The sequence below is a fragment of the Cupriavidus sp. FW305-46 genome, assembly GCF_058787075.1.
In genome coordinates this window covers 1-15,766 of the sequence record NZ_JBYSZI010000034.1, presented here as the reverse complement: position 1 = coordinate 15,766, position 15,766 = coordinate 1, and the positions used below count along the sequence as shown (strand labels likewise).

At 68.3% G+C, this 15,766-nt stretch carries 14 protein-coding genes; 11 read left to right on the top strand and 3 right to left on the bottom strand.

Going from position 1 to position 15,766, the window contains the following annotated elements:
* Window positions 1-46 precede the first annotated feature (46 nt).
* The 9 genes from AC3WON_RS17515 to AC3WON_RS17475 all read left to right on the top strand — a co-directional run bounded on the left by AC3WON_RS17515 (window position 47) and on the right by AC3WON_RS17475 (window position 9,259).
* Window positions 47-1,000: a PDR/VanB family oxidoreductase gene (locus tag AC3WON_RS17515; RefSeq protein ID WP_492352364.1), complete on the top strand. Its 954-nt coding sequence runs from the start codon at window positions 47-49 to the stop codon at window positions 998-1,000.
* A 103-nt stretch (window positions 1,001-1,103) separates the two neighbouring features.
* Window positions 1,104-1,568: an SRPBCC family protein gene (locus AC3WON_RS17510; RefSeq protein ID WP_011617667.1), complete on the top strand. Its 465-nt coding sequence runs from the start codon at window positions 1,104-1,106 to the stop codon at window positions 1,566-1,568.
* Window positions 1,549-1,905, top strand: a complete 357-nt coding sequence (locus AC3WON_RS17505) for an ArsR/SmtB family transcription factor (RefSeq protein ID WP_492317222.1) — start codon at window positions 1,549-1,551, stop codon at window positions 1,903-1,905. Before AC3WON_RS17510 ends, AC3WON_RS17505 begins: the two co-directional genes overlap by 20 nt.
* A 99-nt stretch (window positions 1,906-2,004) precedes the next feature.
* Window positions 2,005-3,219 (top strand): efflux RND transporter periplasmic adaptor subunit, encoded by a 1,215-nt coding sequence (locus tag AC3WON_RS17500; protein ID WP_492317221.1) that lies wholly within the window; start codon window positions 2,005-2,007, stop codon window positions 3,217-3,219.
* A gap of 10 nt (window positions 3,220-3,229) precedes the next feature.
* Window positions 3,230-3,922 carry an ABC transporter ATP-binding protein gene (locus AC3WON_RS17495; protein ID WP_492317220.1) on the top strand — a complete coding sequence of 231 codons (693 nt, stop codon included), beginning with the start codon at window positions 3,230-3,232 and terminating at the stop codon, window positions 3,920-3,922.
* A gap of 6 nt (window positions 3,923-3,928) precedes the next feature.
* A complete protein-coding gene (locus AC3WON_RS17490; RefSeq protein WP_492317219.1) occupies window positions 3,929-5,083 on the top strand; it encodes an ABC transporter permease in 1,155 nt (384 codons plus the stop codon).
* Between the two features lie 15 nt (window positions 5,084-5,098).
* Window positions 5,099-6,265 (top strand): ABC transporter permease, encoded by a 1,167-nt coding sequence (locus AC3WON_RS17485; RefSeq protein WP_492352363.1) that lies wholly within the window; start codon window positions 5,099-5,101, stop codon window positions 6,263-6,265.
* Between the two features lie 239 nt (window positions 6,266-6,504).
* Window positions 6,505-7,695: a sodium/glutamate symporter gene (gene gltS / locus AC3WON_RS17480; protein ID WP_492340405.1), complete on the top strand. Its 1,191-nt coding sequence runs from the start codon at window positions 6,505-6,507 to the stop codon at window positions 7,693-7,695.
* Window position 7,696: 1 nt separating this feature from the next.
* On the top strand, window positions 7,697-9,259 hold the full coding sequence (locus AC3WON_RS17475; RefSeq protein WP_492317216.1) for a TAXI family TRAP transporter solute-binding subunit: 1,563 nt from the start codon (window positions 7,697-7,699) through the stop codon (window positions 9,257-9,259).
* A 22-nt stretch (window positions 9,260-9,281) separates the two neighbouring features.
* Here the strand turns inward: AC3WON_RS17475 and AC3WON_RS17470 are convergent, their stop codons facing one another.
* Window positions 9,282-10,091 (bottom strand): CDP-diacylglycerol diphosphatase, encoded by an 810-nt coding sequence (locus AC3WON_RS17470; RefSeq protein WP_492317215.1) that lies wholly within the window; start codon window positions 10,089-10,091, stop codon window positions 9,282-9,284.
* The gene (locus AC3WON_RS17465; RefSeq protein WP_436224843.1) at window positions 10,079-10,312 is read right to left on the bottom strand and encodes a CDP-diacylglycerol pyrophosphatase; all 234 of its coding nucleotides are present in this window, start codon (window positions 10,310-10,312) and stop codon (window positions 10,079-10,081) included. Before AC3WON_RS17465 ends, AC3WON_RS17470 begins: the two co-directional genes overlap by 13 nt.
* Before the next feature lie 153 nt (window positions 10,313-10,465).
* Between AC3WON_RS17465 and AC3WON_RS17460 the strand changes: the two genes are divergently transcribed.
* Window positions 10,466-10,951: a DM13 domain-containing protein gene (locus AC3WON_RS17460; protein ID WP_492352362.1), complete on the top strand. Its 486-nt coding sequence runs from the start codon at window positions 10,466-10,468 to the stop codon at window positions 10,949-10,951.
* An 811-nt stretch (window positions 10,952-11,762) separates the two neighbouring features.
* On the opposite strand, the gene AC3WON_RS17455 is transcribed toward AC3WON_RS17460, so the two are convergent.
* Complete coding sequence (locus tag AC3WON_RS17455; RefSeq protein ID WP_492317213.1) at window positions 11,763-12,833, bottom strand: porin; 1,071 nt, start codon at window positions 12,831-12,833, stop codon at window positions 11,763-11,765.
* 310 nt (window positions 12,834-13,143) lie between these two features.
* Between AC3WON_RS17455 and AC3WON_RS17450 the strand changes: the two genes are divergently transcribed.
* A complete protein-coding gene (locus AC3WON_RS17450; RefSeq protein ID WP_492317212.1) occupies window positions 13,144-15,723 on the top strand; it encodes a penicillin-binding protein 1A in 2,580 nt (859 codons plus the stop codon).
* Window positions 15,724-15,766: the final 43 nt, after the last annotated feature.

Genomic DNA, 15,766 nt, shown 5'->3' with positions numbered 1-15,766 from the left:
CCCCTTTCCCGATTTCCCTGCTTTTCCTGAATTCCGAGGTACCGCCATGACTGACACGCTCCGCGTGCGCGTCGGCCGCGTCGAGCCGCTGGCCGCCGGCATCAAGCGCTTCACCCTGCAACCCTGCGACGGCGGCGCGCTGCCCGCCTTCGACAGCGGCAGCCACGTGGTCGTCCATATGGACGGCGGCCGGCTGCGCAATGCCTATTCGCTGACCAGCACGCTGGGCGAGCCCGGCCACTACCAGATCGCGGTGCGGCTGGAAGAGGCTTCGCGCGGCGGCTCGCGCTATATGCACGAGCAGGTCAGCGAAGGCGACGAACTGCATATCGGCGCGCCTGGCAACCTGTTCAGCCTGGACCACGGCGCCGGCCGCCACCTGCTGATCGCCGGCGGCATCGGCATCACGCCGTTCATGACGCATATCCAGGCGCTGGCCGCGCGCGGCGCGGTGTTCGAACTGCACTACTGCTTCCGCAACGCCCGTTCCGCCGCCTTCCTGGACGTGCTACCCGCCACGCTGCAGCCCGGCCAGCTTCACCTGTACGAGAGCGACAGCGGCACCATGCTCGACCTCGCCGCGCTGATCGCCGCGCAGCCTGCCGACACGCACGTCTATGTCTGCGGCCCGGCGCCGCTGAACGACGCCGTGGTCAACGCCGCGCGCGCCGCGGGCTGGGACGCGGGCCGCATCCACTTCGAGCAGTTCCGCAACGAGGTCGACGCCACCGGCGGCGCCTTCGAGGCCGTGCTGCAGAAAAGCGGGCTGACGTTGCAGGTCGGCGCCGACGAACCGCTGCTGCGCGCCATCGAGAAGGCGGGCATCAAGGTGGACTGCATGTGCCGCGAAGGCATCTGCGGCTCCTGCGAAACCACCATCCTGGAAGGGCAGGCCGATCACCGCGACCAGTACCTGTCGGATGCCGAAAAAGCCGCGCAGAAGACGATGATGCTGTGCGTGTCGCGCTGCAAGGGCCAGCGGCTGGTGCTGGATCTCTGACCATACTGAGGTCATTCGCAACCTTTTGGTTGCGTTTCCCCACCCGGTCTCCTAACATGCAACCACAACGTTGCCTATTCATCCCTGAACAAGGAGACCGGACATGGCTTCATCCACCGACCGCATCGAGCGCAGCATCCTGCTGGCCGCCCCCATCGAACGCGTCTGGCACGCACTGGCCGACGCCGACACCTTCGGCAGCTGGTTTGGCGTGAAATTCGACGGCGTGACCTTCGCCCCAGGCCAGCGTGCCGTGGGCAGCATCACCTATCCCGGCTATGAATACCTGAAGTTCGACGTAGAGGTCGAGCGCATGGAACCACCGAGGCTGCTGTCCTGGCGCTGGCATCCGGCGCCAATGGAGCGCGGCCGCGACTATTCGGCCGAACCGCCCACGCTGGTGGTGTTCGAGTTGAAGGAAGCCGAAGGCGGCACGCTGCTGACCGTGGTCGAATCCGGCTTCGACCAGATCCCGCCCGAACGCCGCATGGAAGCTTTCCGCATGAACAGCGGCGGCTGGGACGGGCAGATGGAAAACATCCGCAAGCATGTCAGCGGCGCAGCCTGAAACCCCGCCCGCGCTCGAAGCGCGCGATGCTGCGACCGTCTTCGCCGCGCTTGGCGACGAAACCCGGCTGCGGCTGGTGGCAGCGCTGTGCGCGGGCGGCGCGATGTCGATCGCGCAGCTGACCGCGGGCAGCGCCATGACGCGCCAGGCGGTCACCAAGCACCTGCAGGTGCTGGCGCAGGCCGGGCTGGTGCGCGACAGCCGCGCCGGCCGCGAGCGCCTGTGGCAGCTCGAGCCCGGCCAGGTCGAAGCCGCGCGCCGGTCGCTGGAAGCGATCGGGCGGCAATGGGATTTCGCGCTGGCGAAGCTGAAGCTGGCGGTGGAGACCAGTCACTAGCCGCCCAGGTGGTTTTCACCCTTGCTCGCGGGCAATGGACACCCTTTCACTCGCCGCTATACTGGGAGCCCCTCCCATCACAGCGAGAGGAAGCGCGCAGTGGCTGACCACGACCTGTCCAGGCTGAAAATCGACCGGAGCGCCGCCGCGGCCGGCGCCGGCATCCGCCCCCGGCGCAGGTGGCTGCGCTACGCAGTGATCGCGCTGGCCGTGCTGGCCCTGGCCGGCATCGCCATGAAGCTGGCCGGGCCGCAGGCGGTGCAGACCGCCACCGTCACCTCCGCCTATCCCACGCAGAATTTCACCGTGCTCAATGCCACCGGCTATGTCGTGCCGCAGCGCAAGGCGGCGGTCGCGTCCAAGGCGCAGGGCCGGCTGGAATGGCTGGGCGTGCTGGAGGGCTCGCACGTGAAGAAGGACGAGATCATCGCGCGGCTGGAGAGCAAGGACGTCGCCGCCTCGTTCGCGCAGGCCCAGGCACAGGTCCAGGTGGCGCAGGCCAACCTGGCGCTGCAGCAGGCCGAGCTGAAGGACGCCGAGGTGAACCTGCGCCGCTCGAAGATCCTGATCGTGCCGAACGCCATCTCGCGCACCCAGTACGACGCCGACGTGGCGCGCTTTGACAAGGCGCGGGCCTCGGTCAACAGTTCGCGCGCGTCGATCGCCTCGGCCCAGGCCAATGCCCGCGCGGCCGAGGTCGCGGTGGAGCAGACCGTGGTGCGCGCGCCCTTCGATGGCGTGGTGCTGGTCAAGCATGCCAACGTGGGCGACAACATCACGCCCTTCTCTGCCGCCGCCGACACCAAGGGCGCGATCGTGACCATCGCCGACATGGAGACGCTGGAGGTGGAAGCCGATGTCGCCGAATCCAATATCGGCAAGATCCGCGCCAACCAGCCGTGCGAGCTGCTGCTGGATGCGCTGCCGGGATTGCGGCTGGCGGGGCAGGTGTCGCGCATCGTGCCGACGGTGGACCGCTCCAAGGCCACTGTGCTGGTCAAGGTGCGCTTTGTCGACCGCGATGCGCGCGTGCTGCCGGACATGAGCGCCAAGATCGCCTTCCTGTCGCGCGCCGCCTCGGCGCAGGACCGCCAGCCGGTGGTGGCGGTGCAGCCCGCCGCCGTGGTCACGCGCCAGGGCCGGGAGCTGGCCTATGTGGTGAAGGACGGCCGTGCGCATGAGGTGCAGGTCAAGACCGGCGACAAGCTGGGCGAACTGGTAGCCGTGCAGGGCGTCAAGCCGGGCGACGTGCTGGTGCTGTCGCCGGCCGACAATCTCGGCGACGGCGACCGCGTCACCGTGGCCAAGCCGTAGAGAGGACAGCATGAGCGCAGCACCGCTGGTGCAGATCAGCCACGTCGCCAAGTCCTACCGGCGCGGCGTGCAGACCGTGCCGGTGCTGACCGATATTTCGCTCGATATCGGCGCAGGCGAATTTGTTGCGCTGATGGGACCGTCGGGCTCGGGCAAGAGCACGCTGCTGAACCTGATCGCCGGCATCGACCGGCCCGACAGCGGCACGCTGCACGTGGCGGGGCTGGACATCACGCGGCTGCCGGAAGCCGAGCTGGCCGACTGGCGCGCCGCCAATGTCGGCTTTATCTTCCAGTTCTACAACCTGATGCCGGTGCTGACCGCGTTCGAGAACGTGGAGCTGCCGCTGATGCTGACCAGCCTGCCGCGTGCGGAGCGTCGTGCGCGCGTGGAACTGGTGCTGGACATGGTCAACCTGGCCGACCGCATGCGCCACTACCCGTCGGAGCTGTCGGGCGGCCAGCAGCAGCGCGTGGCGATTGCACGCGCGCTGATCACCGACCCGGCCCTGATCGTCGCCGACGAGCCCACCGGCGACCTCGACCGCACCTCCGCCGCCGAGATCCTGGCGATGATGCAGCGGCTCAATGCCGATGCCGGCAAGACCATCATCATGGTCACGCACGATGCGCACGCCGCGGCCGCGGCGGGGTCGCTGGTGCACTTGGAGAAGGGAGAGTTGATCCGTGGCGAGATTGCCTAAGTCGTCATGTACGCACTCAAGCTGATCACCCGCAACGCATTGCGCCACAAGCTGCGCACCGCGCTGACGGTGTTCGGTCTGGTGATCGCGGTACTGGCGTTCGGGCTGCTGCAGACCGTGATCGACGCCTGGTATGCGGGCGCATCGGCGGCTTCCAGCGCGCGCCTGGTCACGCGCAATGCGATCTCGCTGGTGTTTCCGCTGCCGCTGAGCTACGAAAGCCGCATCAAGGGCGTCGACGGCGTGAGCTCGGTGGCGCGCTCCAACTGGTTCGGCGGCGTCTACCGCGATCCCAAGAACTTCTTCGCGCAGTTCGCGGTATCCGACAACTACCTCGACCTCTATCCGGAATTCATCGTGCCCGACCAGCAGCGCGCCGACTACCAGCGCGACCGCAAGGGCGCGCTGGTCGGGCGCCAGCTGGCCGACCAGTTCGGCTTCAAGCTTGGCGACGTGGTCCCGATCAAGGGCACCATCTACCCCGGCACCTGGGAGTTCGTGGTGCGCGGCATCATGGAAGGGCGCGACGAGAGCACCATCACGCGCCAGATGGTGTTCCACTGGGAATACCTGAACGAGACCGTGCGCAAGCGCACCCCGCGCCAGGCCGACCAGGTCGGCGTTTTTGTGCTGGGCGTGGACAACCCCGACAACACCGCCGCGATCTCGCGCAATGTCGATGCGGTGTTCCGCAATTCACTGGCGGAGACGCTGACCGAGACCGAGCAGGCCTTCCAGCTGGGCTTTGTCGCCATGTCCAACCAGATCATCGCGGCGATCCGCGTGGTGTCCTATGTGGTGATCGTGATCATCATGGCGGTGATGGCCAACGCCATGGCGATGAGCGCACGCGAGCGCACCGTGGAATACGCCACACTCAAGGCGCTGGGCTTCGGCCCCGGCTTCCTGGCGCTGCTGGTGTTCGGCGAGTCGCTGGCGATCTGCGTGGCCGGCGGCGCGCTCGGCATGCTGGCGACACCGCCGGTGGCAAGCGCCTTCAAGCAGGCCGTGGGCGGCGTGTTCCCGGTCTTCACCGTGTCGCCCCAGACCATGCAGCTGCAGGCGGCCTGCGCGCTGGCGGTGGGCGTTTTTGCCGGCATCGTGCCGGCGGTGCAGGCTGCGCGCGTGCGTATCGTCGAGGGCCTGCGGGCCATCGGCTAGCGCGCGGAGACTGACGTGGCGATCCCGCTGACCTATATCGCGCGCAACCTGTGGGCCAGGCGCCTGACCACCGCGCTGACCGCGGGCGGGCTGGCGCTGGTGGTCTTTGTCTTTGCCACCATGCTGATGCTGGACGCCGGCCTGAAGAAGACCCTGGTCACCACCGGCGAGCAGAACAACGTGGTGCTGATCCGCAAGGGCGCCGAGACCGAGATCCAGAGCTCGGTCAACCGCGACCAGGCCAGCATCATGGAGATGCACCCGGCCGTGGCCATGAGCGGCGCGGGCCGGCCGCTGGCCTCGCGCGAGGCGGTGGTGCTGATCTCGCTCACCAAGACCAGCACCGGGCAGCCGTCCAACGTGGTGATCCGCGGCATCTCGCCGCCGGGCATGGACCTGCGCCCGCAGGTGCGGCTGGTGGCCGGACGCATGTTCCGGCCGGGCTCGTCCGAGATCATCGTCGGCAGCAGCATCGCCGGCGGCTTTGCCGGGGTGCAGATCGGCGAGCACCTGCGCTTTGCCCAGCGCGACTGGACCGTGGCCGGCCACTTCGACGCCGGCGGCAGCGGCTTCGACTCCGAGATCTGGGGCGACGTGGACCAGCTGATGCAGTCGTTCCGGCGCAATGCGTATTCGTCGATGGTGGTGCGTCTGGCGGATTCGGCGCTGTTCGACCGCTTTCGCGCCGAGATCGACGTCGACCCGCGGCTGGCCGACGAGGCCAAGCGCGAGCAGGCCTTCTACAGCGACCAGTCCAAGGCGCTGTCCAGCTTTATCAATATCCTGGGCTTCACGCTGTCCACCATCTTTTCGGTCGCGGCGATGATCGGCGCCATGATCACCATGTACGCCTCGGTGGCCAACCGCGTGGCGGAGATCGGCACGCTGCGCGCGCTGGGTTTCAAGCGCGTCAACGTGCTGACCGCCTTCCTGATCGAAGCCGCGCTGCTGGGGCTGGTGGGCGGCATCGCGGGCCTCGCATGCGCCGCGCTGATGCAGTTCGCGTCGTTCTCGACCACCAACTTCCAGACCTTCGCGGACCTCTCGTTCCGCTTCATCCTGACCCCGGCCATCGCGCTGCAGACGCTGGCGTTCTCGATGGTGATGGGGCTGGCGGGCGGATTCCTGCCGGCGGTGCGGGCGGCGCGGATGAATATCGTGGACGCGTTGCGGGCGCGCTGAGCGAGGGTTTGCTCCCCTCTCCCGCAAGCGGGAGAGGGGGCACGGCATCGGCATTCACGGCCCGGTAGTCGCTGCGCCCCACCCCCATCCTTTCCTTGCCTTATTCCACCCGCGCGTCTACAACCCGTAGTGATGCATGCTCCCCGTCAGGCATTGCCGGCGGCCAGTGCACCCCCGGCACGGCCAGCGGCGCCCGATGGCAAGGTACCCCCGCAACCCTCTCCGCCAGGACGCGCCCGATGAACCTCGACCTGCTGGGCTCGCTGCTGACTGCCGTCGTGGTGCTGCTGATCGGCACGCTGGTCAACCGCAGCGTCGGCGTGCTGTCGCGCTACAACATTCCCGACCCTGTCACCGGCGGCCTGCTGTTCGCGATCATCGCCTCGGTGGCGCTGGCGGCAGCGAACTTCCGCGTGGTGATCGATCCCGGCATGAAGCCGGTGCTGCTGCTGATGTTCTTCGGCGGCGTCGGGCTCTGCGCCGACCTGCGCATGCTCAAGCGCGGCGGCAAGGCACTGGTGATCTTCCTGATCATCCTGCTGCCCTATATCCTGGTGCAGAACGTGGTGGGCGTGGCCATGGCCAGGACGCTGGACCTGCATCCCATCTTCGGGCTGGTGAGCGGATCGATCACGCTGGTGGGCGGCCACGGCACCGGCGCCGCCTATGCCGAGCGCTTTGCCGAAGTCAACAACCTGCAGGCGGTGATGGACCTGTCGATGACGGTGGCCACCATCGGCCTGATCGTGGGCGGCATCATCGGCGGCCCGGTGGCGCAGTACCTGATCTCGCGCTACAAGCTGCGCTCGACCGCGCGCGAGGCCGGCGACACCGAGGAAGAAGCCGCCGCGGTTTCGCCCATCACCACCGTGGGCGCGCTGGCCTCGCTCGCCGGCATCCTGGCCGCGGTGATCGGCGGGCGCTGGATCGCCGCGCAGATGCCCACCGGCGCCATCACCATCCCCGGTTTCCTGTGGTGCATGATGCTCGGCATCGCCATCCGCAACCTGCTGCCCTTTGCCGGCGTGCGCTTTGACGACCGCGCCACCGACCTGATCACCAATATCTGCCTGTCGCTGTTCCTGGTGATGACCATGATGGCGCTGGACCTGGCCGAAGTGGCGCTGTCCGCCGGACCCTTCCTGCTGATCATCGCCATGCAGGTGGTCTTCATCATCCTGTATGTGGTGCTGGTGTGCTTCCGCTTCATGGGGCGCGACTACGAGGCCGCGGTCACCTCGGCCGCCTTTATCGGCTTCAACATGGGGTCGACCGCCACCGCCATGGCCAATATGCGCGCCATCACGTCCCGCTACGGGCCGGCACCCACCAGCTATTTGATCACGCCGCTGGCAGGCGCGTTCTTCGTCGACCTGATGAACGCCTTCGTGCTGACCATGCTGCTGGCGTTGCCGCTGATCGGAGGCTGACATGCGCCGCGCCCTCTTCACCCTCCTCATCGCCTTGCTGGCCAGCGCCTGGCTGGCAGGCTGCGGCGGCGGCCCGCCCGCCGACGGCATCCGCGCCGGCATCAACGAGCGGCTGGCGCAGGCGCTGCCGCCGGGCACGGTGGAACTGGCCGGCCTGGACCGGCGCGGCTCGCAGGCAGACACCAAGGCCCCGGCCGGTGAAACCCGCCGCGTGGTGTACTTCGATGCGGAACTGAAACTGCTGCGCGACTACGACTTCGGCGCCTGGGACTCGCCCGGCGTGGCCGGGCTGGTGTCGGCGCTGGGCGCGGGCCCGCGCGGCATCACCGGCATCACCAGCGGCGGCAACAAGGCCGGCGACATCATCCGCGCGCATGGCACGGCGCTGTACCGGCGCGACGGCGAGCGCTGGGTCGGCGTGCTGCCGGCCGGCTACCGCCCCGCTGAAGCCCCGACCGTCGCCACCGATGCGCAAAGGGGCCCGGCGGCGATCCTGGACGCGATGCGCAAGGTGATCGAGTCCGTGCAGAAGGATGCCTCGCCGGCACAGCGCGCCGTGATCGAGCAGGAGCTGACCACCGCGCACGCCAACATCCGCGCGCGGCTGGCACGGGTCAACGAGGGCTATGCCATTGCCGCCGGCGCCGAACACGGCCAGTACCTGCGTTTTGCGAAGGCGCTGGTGGACGGGGCGCGCGTGCGCGCGATGCCGCTGGTCACGCACGGCGGAGAAGAGAACCTGCGGCTGCTGCGCGCCGGCAAGGTCTCGGTGGCGCTGGCGCAGGGCGATGCGGCGCTGGAAGCCTACGAGGGCAAGGGCGTGTTTGCCGCCGACGGCCCGCAAGCCTCGCTGCGCGCCATCGGCAGCCTCTACCCCGAGCCCGTGCACGTGCTGGTGCGCGACGCCGATCCCGCCCGCTCGGTGTCAGAGCTGCGCGGCAAGCGCATCGCCGTGGGCGAGCGCGGCTCAGCCTCGCGCGTGACCGCGCTGCGCGTGCTGGCTGCGCATGGCCTGACCGACAAGGACTTCAAGGCCGAGGAAGTGGGGCTGGGCACCGGGCTGGTGGCACTGCGCCAGAACCAGGTCGACGCGGTGATCCAGGTGATCGGCGTGCCGGCCGACAGCATCCGCGACGCGCTCGGCGAAATGCCGCTGCGGCTGCTGCCGCTGGACGAACGGGTCATCACCGCGATGGTCGGGCAGAAGGCGGGCTATTTCCGCGCCACCATCGCGCCGGGCACCTATCCCGGCCTGCACACGCCGGTGCGCACCATCGCCACGGCGGCGATCCTGGTGACCGGGCCGGACCTGTCCGATACCGAAGTGGCCGAGCTGACGCGGCTGGTCTACCGCCACGGACGCGACTTTGTCGCCCGCGGCAGCGCCCAGGGCGCGCAGATCGCCGTGGCAACGGCGCGTGAAGGGCTGATGATCCCGCAGCACCTGGCGGCGGCCAAGACGCTGGACGCGCTGGCGACGCCCGGCATTCCGCCCGCCAAGCCCGGCGGAACGCCCGCGAAGCCCGTTGCAACGCCTGCGGCTTCGGGCGCCCGTGCGCAGTAAGGCCCGGCGGGCGGGCCGCCGATCAGCCCGCCGCGCTCGCCAGGCCTTCAGCCAGCCGGCAGCGCCGGTCCAGGAAATCGCTGGCGTGGCCGTTGCTGCCGGCCGCGCTGTCGACGGGCTGGTCGATCACGACAAAGCCTGCCCCGCCCTGCCGCTCCCGCACATAGGTGACAAAGATGCCGCGGTCCGGCGGCGCTGCGGCGGCGACCCCCTTGGTGCCGTCACGCACAAGCTGGAAAGGGTCGACCGCCAGCACCGGCGCGCTGGCCGGCACAAAGATCGCGCGCACCGGCTTGTCCTCGATCCGCAGCGTGGTCCAGCCGGTGCCGATCGGCCCGGCCGCGCCATTGGCCACGGCGCGCGCGGCCGCGCTGATGCAATCGAGATGGATATGCAGCTGGTCCTGGCTGCGCGAGGCGCGGGAATTGATCGCCAGGCCCAGCATGTCGTCGGGCACGGCCTTGCCAAGCGAGCGGCCAACGATGCCGCGCTCGGCCCAGCCGAAGGCCCAGGGGTTGGCGCCTGCGCCGTCCCAGGCTCTGGCGTCGTCGATGCCGGTCACCGTCCGTGCCGGGATCACCAGGTAATGCGACTTGCCGATCGCGTCCTTGTAGAGCACCAGTCCCTGGGACCGGTCCACTTGCGCGCAATCGGGATGAGCCGCCGCTGTACTGCCAAGGCAGCGCTGCTGCACGTTGCGCCACAAGCCATCGCGGCCGCCCGACAGGACGCCGACGACGTTTTCGGCGGTGCAGCCGGCCAGGGCCAGGATGGCCGCCAGCCACAACGCGGGGGCACCGCGCCAACCGCGGGCCGGCTTCAGCGCCGGCACGAAACTCCGTAGAAAGTCCCGGCGCGTGGATTAGACACCACATAGGCGTGGCGCTGCGCCCAGAACTGCGCGGTACGGAAGGCATCGGCCTCGCGCTCGCTCCAGTCCGTTGCAAGCAACGGCAGGGCTTCGGCATCGGTGGTGAGATAAACCCGCGCCTGATAGCGGGCGGATTGCAGCGTGCCGGTACGGATGGTGCGGATCGTGACGTGGAGGGTCATAGGCAGCTTCTCGACTAGGCGACTACCAAATCATAACCACTTCCGTGTGTTGGATTGGTGAAACCGTTGCGAATGTGCTAAGGCACCACAGATCTGTCAGGATCCGGCTACGGCGACGACATACCCGCATCCTCATGCCTTCGGGAGAAAAACATGCCGGCCAACCCGCTCCGCAAGCCCGCCATCCTTGTGCTGACCCACCTTGCCGCGCTGGCCGTGGGCTTTGCTGCGGGCATCTATGTCTTGCCGATCCTGACAGAACAGGCTGGCGCCAGTGCGGAGCAAGTGCAGGCTGTGTCACAACAGTCGCGCTACACCGGCACCTTCCGCAAGGACTTGGCGGGCAGCGACGCGCTGCACTGGGTCAGCGGCCGGCTCCATGTTTCGCCGCAGGCGCTTGCCTTTGAAGGCAGCGTTGCGCCGGGGCCGGATTATCGGATCTACCTGGCGCCGGAGTTTGTCGATAACAAGGAGGCCTTCCTTCGGATCAAGGATCGGTCGCTGCAGGTTGGTGAGCTGAAGACCTTTGGCAACTTCACCGTGGCGTTGCCGGCTGGCGTGGATCCGGCGCGGTATGGGGCGGTGGTGATCTGGTGTGAGAGGTTTGGGCAGTTTATTGGGGCGGCAAGGTATCGGTAGTCATCGCCATACGACCGGCTTGTCGCTCTTGGCGGGCGTGGGCTGTTTCGCCGGCGTAGCCGGCGACCTACTTCTTGTCCAAGCGACAAGAAGTAGGCAAGAAACGCGTCGCCTATGCGGCTGGCAATCAATTACGCGGCGTCGGTCATATGGGCGGCGGTGCTTGCCGTTTGGATGTGGTCGCGGTTCGACCCTGCTACGCCATGTGAGTGTGTGCCAGTGCCTGCGATAACCGGCTTTTGAACGATCCCCATGTCGGGCGGTGGCCCGCGCTCTCGAGCGATATCGCATCAACGCCTTCGGCTGCGCACCGCGCAAGCGCCCAATGACCGTCAACGCATTTTGAGCCTGCGCAGCAGCCGTAGGCGTCCCCGCGATGCGGCTGGCAGCAGGCGGCCTACGCCCTGCATGGGGATTGTTCAATAGTGGGTTAACGGAGGCGCTGCCACTGACTCACATGGCGTAGCAGGGTCGAACGGGCACCCACGCCGAACGGCAACCACCACCAACACCGTGAAATTTATTGCCAGCCGCATAGGCGACGCGTTTTTTGGTTACTTTTTGTCGCTCGGACAAAAAGTGACTCGCCGGCTACGCCGGCGAAACAGCCACGCCCGCCAAGGGCGACAACCGACCGCATGGCAACAATAGAAACACGCCGCAACCAAGGGCGGGGACCAGAGAAAAAAGGGCCGATCAAACCAACCGGCCCAACGAACCCCGCAATGCAATCCGCAGGTGTCGATATGACAGTTAATCGCCCACCCATGCCGGCATCACAACCTGCCAGGCGGGCATCAGACAGTTACGCTCAGAAGCGATGACGCAGACCAACGGTAGCACCGGTCTGGTTCTCACCAGCCACTACCGTACCAACCCCATTCAGCCCCAGCGCCGACCCCGACTTGTTCTTCGAGTACCCAACATTCAGGTACACATCCGTACGCTTGGACAGCGAGTAGTCCGCCGACAGCACGAACATCCACGGATCGGCATCGCTATTGCGCGTGTCGTTGTAGTAGGCCGCGCCGGTCAGCTGGAAGGCAGGCGTGAAGCGGTACTGCGCGCCAGCCCAGTACACATTGCTGCGGGTCGAAGCAGCGCTGGCGCTCGACACGCCGTCGTCCTTCAGCCAGCGATAGCCGGCAAACACCTTGGCGCCGCCGAAGGCATAGGCCGTACCCACCGCGGCGCGCTTGGCGGCACGGTCCTGCAGCGCCACGGTGGCGCCCTGGTACTGGTCGTAGGCAGCGCCGACCGAGAAGCCGCCCGCGGCGTACGACAGGCCGCCGCCGAAGTTGCGCGCGACCTTGGGCTCGCCCGCGACTTCGCCGTTGTTGTCGCGGCCGAAGCTGTAGAAGCCGGTGGCGGTCAGGCCGCCGAACTTGCCGGTGTACTTGATGGCATTGTCGGCACGGCCGTTGAAGGCCGAGTCAACGCTGTTCAGCGAGTAGCGCGGGCCCACGCCCATCGGGTCGAAGGCGCCGAACAGGTCGTACAGCGCGTTCTGCTGGCGGCCCAGCGTGACCGCGCCCCAGCCGCCCTGCAGGCCGACGTAGGCCTGGCGCCCGAACAGGCGGTTGCCCTGGCCCGAGGTGCCGGTATCGATGTCGAACCCGCTCTCCAGCACGAAAATACCCTTCAGGCCGCCGCCCAGGTCTTCGGTGCCGCGCAGGCCCCAGCGCGAGCCGGACAGGTTGCCGGAGTTCAGGCGCGTTGCCGTACCCTGGGCGCCGTTGCTGCCCGGCACGTGGCTGATCACTTCGACGCCGGCATCGACGATGCCGTAGAGCGTCACGTTCGACGCGGACTGGGCCGACGCCACCCCGGATACGGCCGACGCGGCCGCTGCTGCCGTCATTGCAAGGAGAGCTTTCTTCACTGTGATTTCTCTGTGTTCTGTTTGAGGCACGACACCGCGCCGGACCCAGGCCGGGTCGGCAAGGCCAACCCGGTCCGCCGGGCAACCCGGCAACGGCGCATCGTCCGCACAAAGTGCGGCTCCGGCATTGTCGTGGCGCAATATGAAAGCTTTGTGACCCTTGCTTCGCAGCAACAAGTGGCGGATAACCCTCGAATGGGGGTTTTCCCTGTAACCAAGGGGAACGTTTTGGTAGGATGCATGCTTTTCCGACGACGGTAATGCCAGTGCTCCGTGCCGCCATGTGCCTGTGCCTCGACCGCTTCGCCTCATGAGGCTGGCTGAGATCAAGACCCGGCTTGCCCCGCTGCTCGCCTCGCTGCAGGCTTCATTGCCTGCCCCCCTCCAGCAACGCCTGTCAGGCATGGCCGCGCGCCTTGCACGCGCCGGTCTGACCCGGCCCGGGTCGCTGCGCCCCACGCGGCGCGGCGTGCTGGTGGGCCTGGCCGCCATCCCCGCGGCCCTCCTGCTCTATGTGCTGGTCCTGATCCCGTTCACGCCGGGCATCAGCGATATCCGCAAGGCCAAGTCCGAGCAGCCGGCCCAGGTGCTGTCCGCCGACGGCAAGGAACTGGCGGTGTTCAAGTGGGCCAACCGCGACTGGGTGCCGCTGTCGCAGATTTCACCCAATGTGGTGGCTGCGCTGATCTCCACCGAAGACCACCGCTTCTACCAGCACCATGGGCTGGACTGGCGCCGGCTGGCCTCGGCCGCGGTGCATACCTTCTCCGGCGACCGCCAGGGCGGGTCCACCATCACCCAGCAGCTGGCGCGCAACCTGTATCCCGATGAAATCGGCCGCGCGCCCACGTTGACGCGCAAGCTCAAGGAAGCCATCACCGCGCTCAAGATCGAGGCGCTCTATACCAAGGACGAGATCCTCGAGACCTATCTCAACACGGTGCCGTTCCTGTACAACGCGTTCGGCATCGAGATGGCGGCGCGCACCTACTTCGACCGCCCGGCGCGCTCGCTCGACGTGCTGCAGAGCGCCACGCTGATCGGCATGCTCAAGGGCAACAGCTACTACAACCCGGTGCTCAACCCCGAGCGCGCGCTCGACCGGCGCAATATCGTGCTGGGCCAGATGGTCAAGCGCGGCAAGCTGGATGCGGCGCGCTACGAGCAGCTGAAGAAGCGCCCGCTGCGCATCGACTTCGAGCGCCAGACCGAGCCGCCCGGCCCCGCGCCGCATTTCGCGCAACAGCTGCGCAAGTGGCTGATCGGCTGGGCCGACCGCAATGGCTACGACATCTACGCCGACGGCCTGGTGGTGCATACCACCATCGACGCCCGCCTGCAGGCCATGGCCACGCAGGCCGTGGTGCAGCAGGGCAACCGGCTGCAGGCCATCGCCAACGCGGCCTGGGCGCCGCGCGCGGGCTGGGCCGCCAACCTGCCGCTGGTGCAGGCCTTCGTGCGCGAGACCCCAGAGTACCGTGCCGCCATCGCCGCCGGCACCGCGCCGGAAGAGGCGCTGCGCCATCTGATGTCCGACCATGCCTTCATGCGCGCGCTGCACCAGCAGAAGACGCGCATCCAGGCGGGCTTCCTGGCCATCGATCCGCGCAACGGCGAGATCCGCGCCTGGGTCGGCAGCCGCGACTACACCCAGGACGCGTTCGACCACGTGCAGCAGGCGCGCCGCCAGCCGGGCTCGACCTTCAAGCCCTTTGTCTACGGCGCGGCCTTTGAAGAAGGCAAGACCCCCGACGACACGCTGGTGGACCAGCCGGTGGAAATCGAACTGGCCGGCGGCGAGGTCTGGCGCCCCACCGATGAAGGCCGCCCCACCGGCCGCGCCATGACGCTGCGCGACGGCCTGGTCTATTCGCGCAACACCATCACCGCGCAGCTGATGCACGAAGTGGGGCCGACGCGCGTGGCGCGGCTGGCGCGCGACATGGGCGTGCGCGACAGCCAGCTCGACGTGGTGCCGTCGCTGGCGCTGGGCACCAGCCCGGTCACGCTCAAGGAGATGGTGGCCGCCTACGGCACCATCGCCAACGCCGGCGACTATATCGCGCCCACCATGGTGACGCGCATCGAAGACCGCCAGGGCAATGTGCTGCAGGTGTTCCGGCCGGCGCGCGCCGAGCACGCGCTGCCCGCCGCCACCACGCAAACCCTGCTCGACGTGATGCGCGACGTGATCGACCGCGGCACCGGCGCCAGCATCCGCTCGCGCTTCGGCATCCGCGCCGACGTGGCCGGCAAGACCGGCACCACCCAGGACAATGCCGACGGCTGGTTCATCCTGATGCATCCGGAGCTGGTGGCGGGCGCCTGGGTCGGCTTCAACGACAGCCGCGTCACGCTGCGCAGCGACTACTGGGGCCAGGGCGCGCACAGCGCGCTGCCGATGGTGGGCGACTTCTACCAGCGCGCGCTGCGCTCGCGCATCGTCGACGGCCGCGCGCGCTTTGCCGAGCACGAAGAGACCAGCCTGTTCGCATCGCTGGGAACGCAGCTGCGCGGCTGGTTCAGCCAGCTGTTCACACGCGACAAGGCCAGCGAGACTCCGGCGCCGCGCCCGGCACCGCGTCGGCCGGCGCTGCCCGCGCCGGAGGCTGATGCCGCACCGCCGGCCGGTGCGGCATCGTCTGCCGCGGCGGATGCCGGCCCGGATGAGCCCAGCCTGGCGCTGGACCGGGGGGAGACGGTGATTGCGGTGCCGCAGGACATGAGCGCGGGCAGCGCTCCGGTTGCGCCACCCCCTCAGGCCGAACCAGCGCCTAACGCCGCCCCTGCCTCCCCGGCTTCCGCAAATCCGCCCGCACCGCCTGCGCCCCCAGCGCCCATCACGCCCCTCGCGCCAACCGTCATCACCCCAGCCAACGGCAGCAACTGAACGCCCCTCCGGAGAGCGCGGCGGGGGGGGGGGGGGGGGGGGG

Bases quoted from the DNA above. Each gene is read 5' to 3' on its own strand.
- AC3WON_RS17495 (WP_492317220.1), top strand. From the start codon at position 3,230: ATGAGCGCAGCACCGCTGGTGCAGATCAGCCACGTCGCCAAGTCCTAC.
- AC3WON_RS17465 (WP_436224843.1), bottom strand. From the start codon at position 10,312: ATGACCCTCCACGTCACGATCCGCACCATCCGTACCGGCACGCTGCAA.
- AC3WON_RS17475 (WP_492317216.1), top strand. From the start codon at position 7,697: ATGCGCCGCGCCCTCTTCACCCTCCTCATCGCCTTGCTGGCCAGCGCC.
- gltS (WP_492340405.1), top strand. From the start codon at position 6,505: ATGAACCTCGACCTGCTGGGCTCGCTGCTGACTGCCGTCGTGGTGCTG.
- AC3WON_RS17515 (WP_492352364.1), top strand. From the start codon at position 47: ATGACTGACACGCTCCGCGTGCGCGTCGGCCGCGTCGAGCCGCTGGCC.
- AC3WON_RS17510 (WP_011617667.1), top strand. From the start codon at position 1,104: ATGGCTTCATCCACCGACCGCATCGAGCGCAGCATCCTGCTGGCCGCC.
- AC3WON_RS17505 (WP_492317222.1), top strand. From the start codon at position 1,549: ATGTCAGCGGCGCAGCCTGAAACCCCGCCCGCGCTCGAAGCGCGCGAT.
- AC3WON_RS17490 (WP_492317219.1), top strand. From the start codon at position 3,929: ATGTACGCACTCAAGCTGATCACCCGCAACGCATTGCGCCACAAGCTG.
- AC3WON_RS17460 (WP_492352362.1), top strand. From the start codon at position 10,466: ATGCCGGCCAACCCGCTCCGCAAGCCCGCCATCCTTGTGCTGACCCAC.
- AC3WON_RS17450 (WP_492317212.1), top strand. From the start codon at position 13,144: ATGAGGCTGGCTGAGATCAAGACCCGGCTTGCCCCGCTGCTCGCCTCG.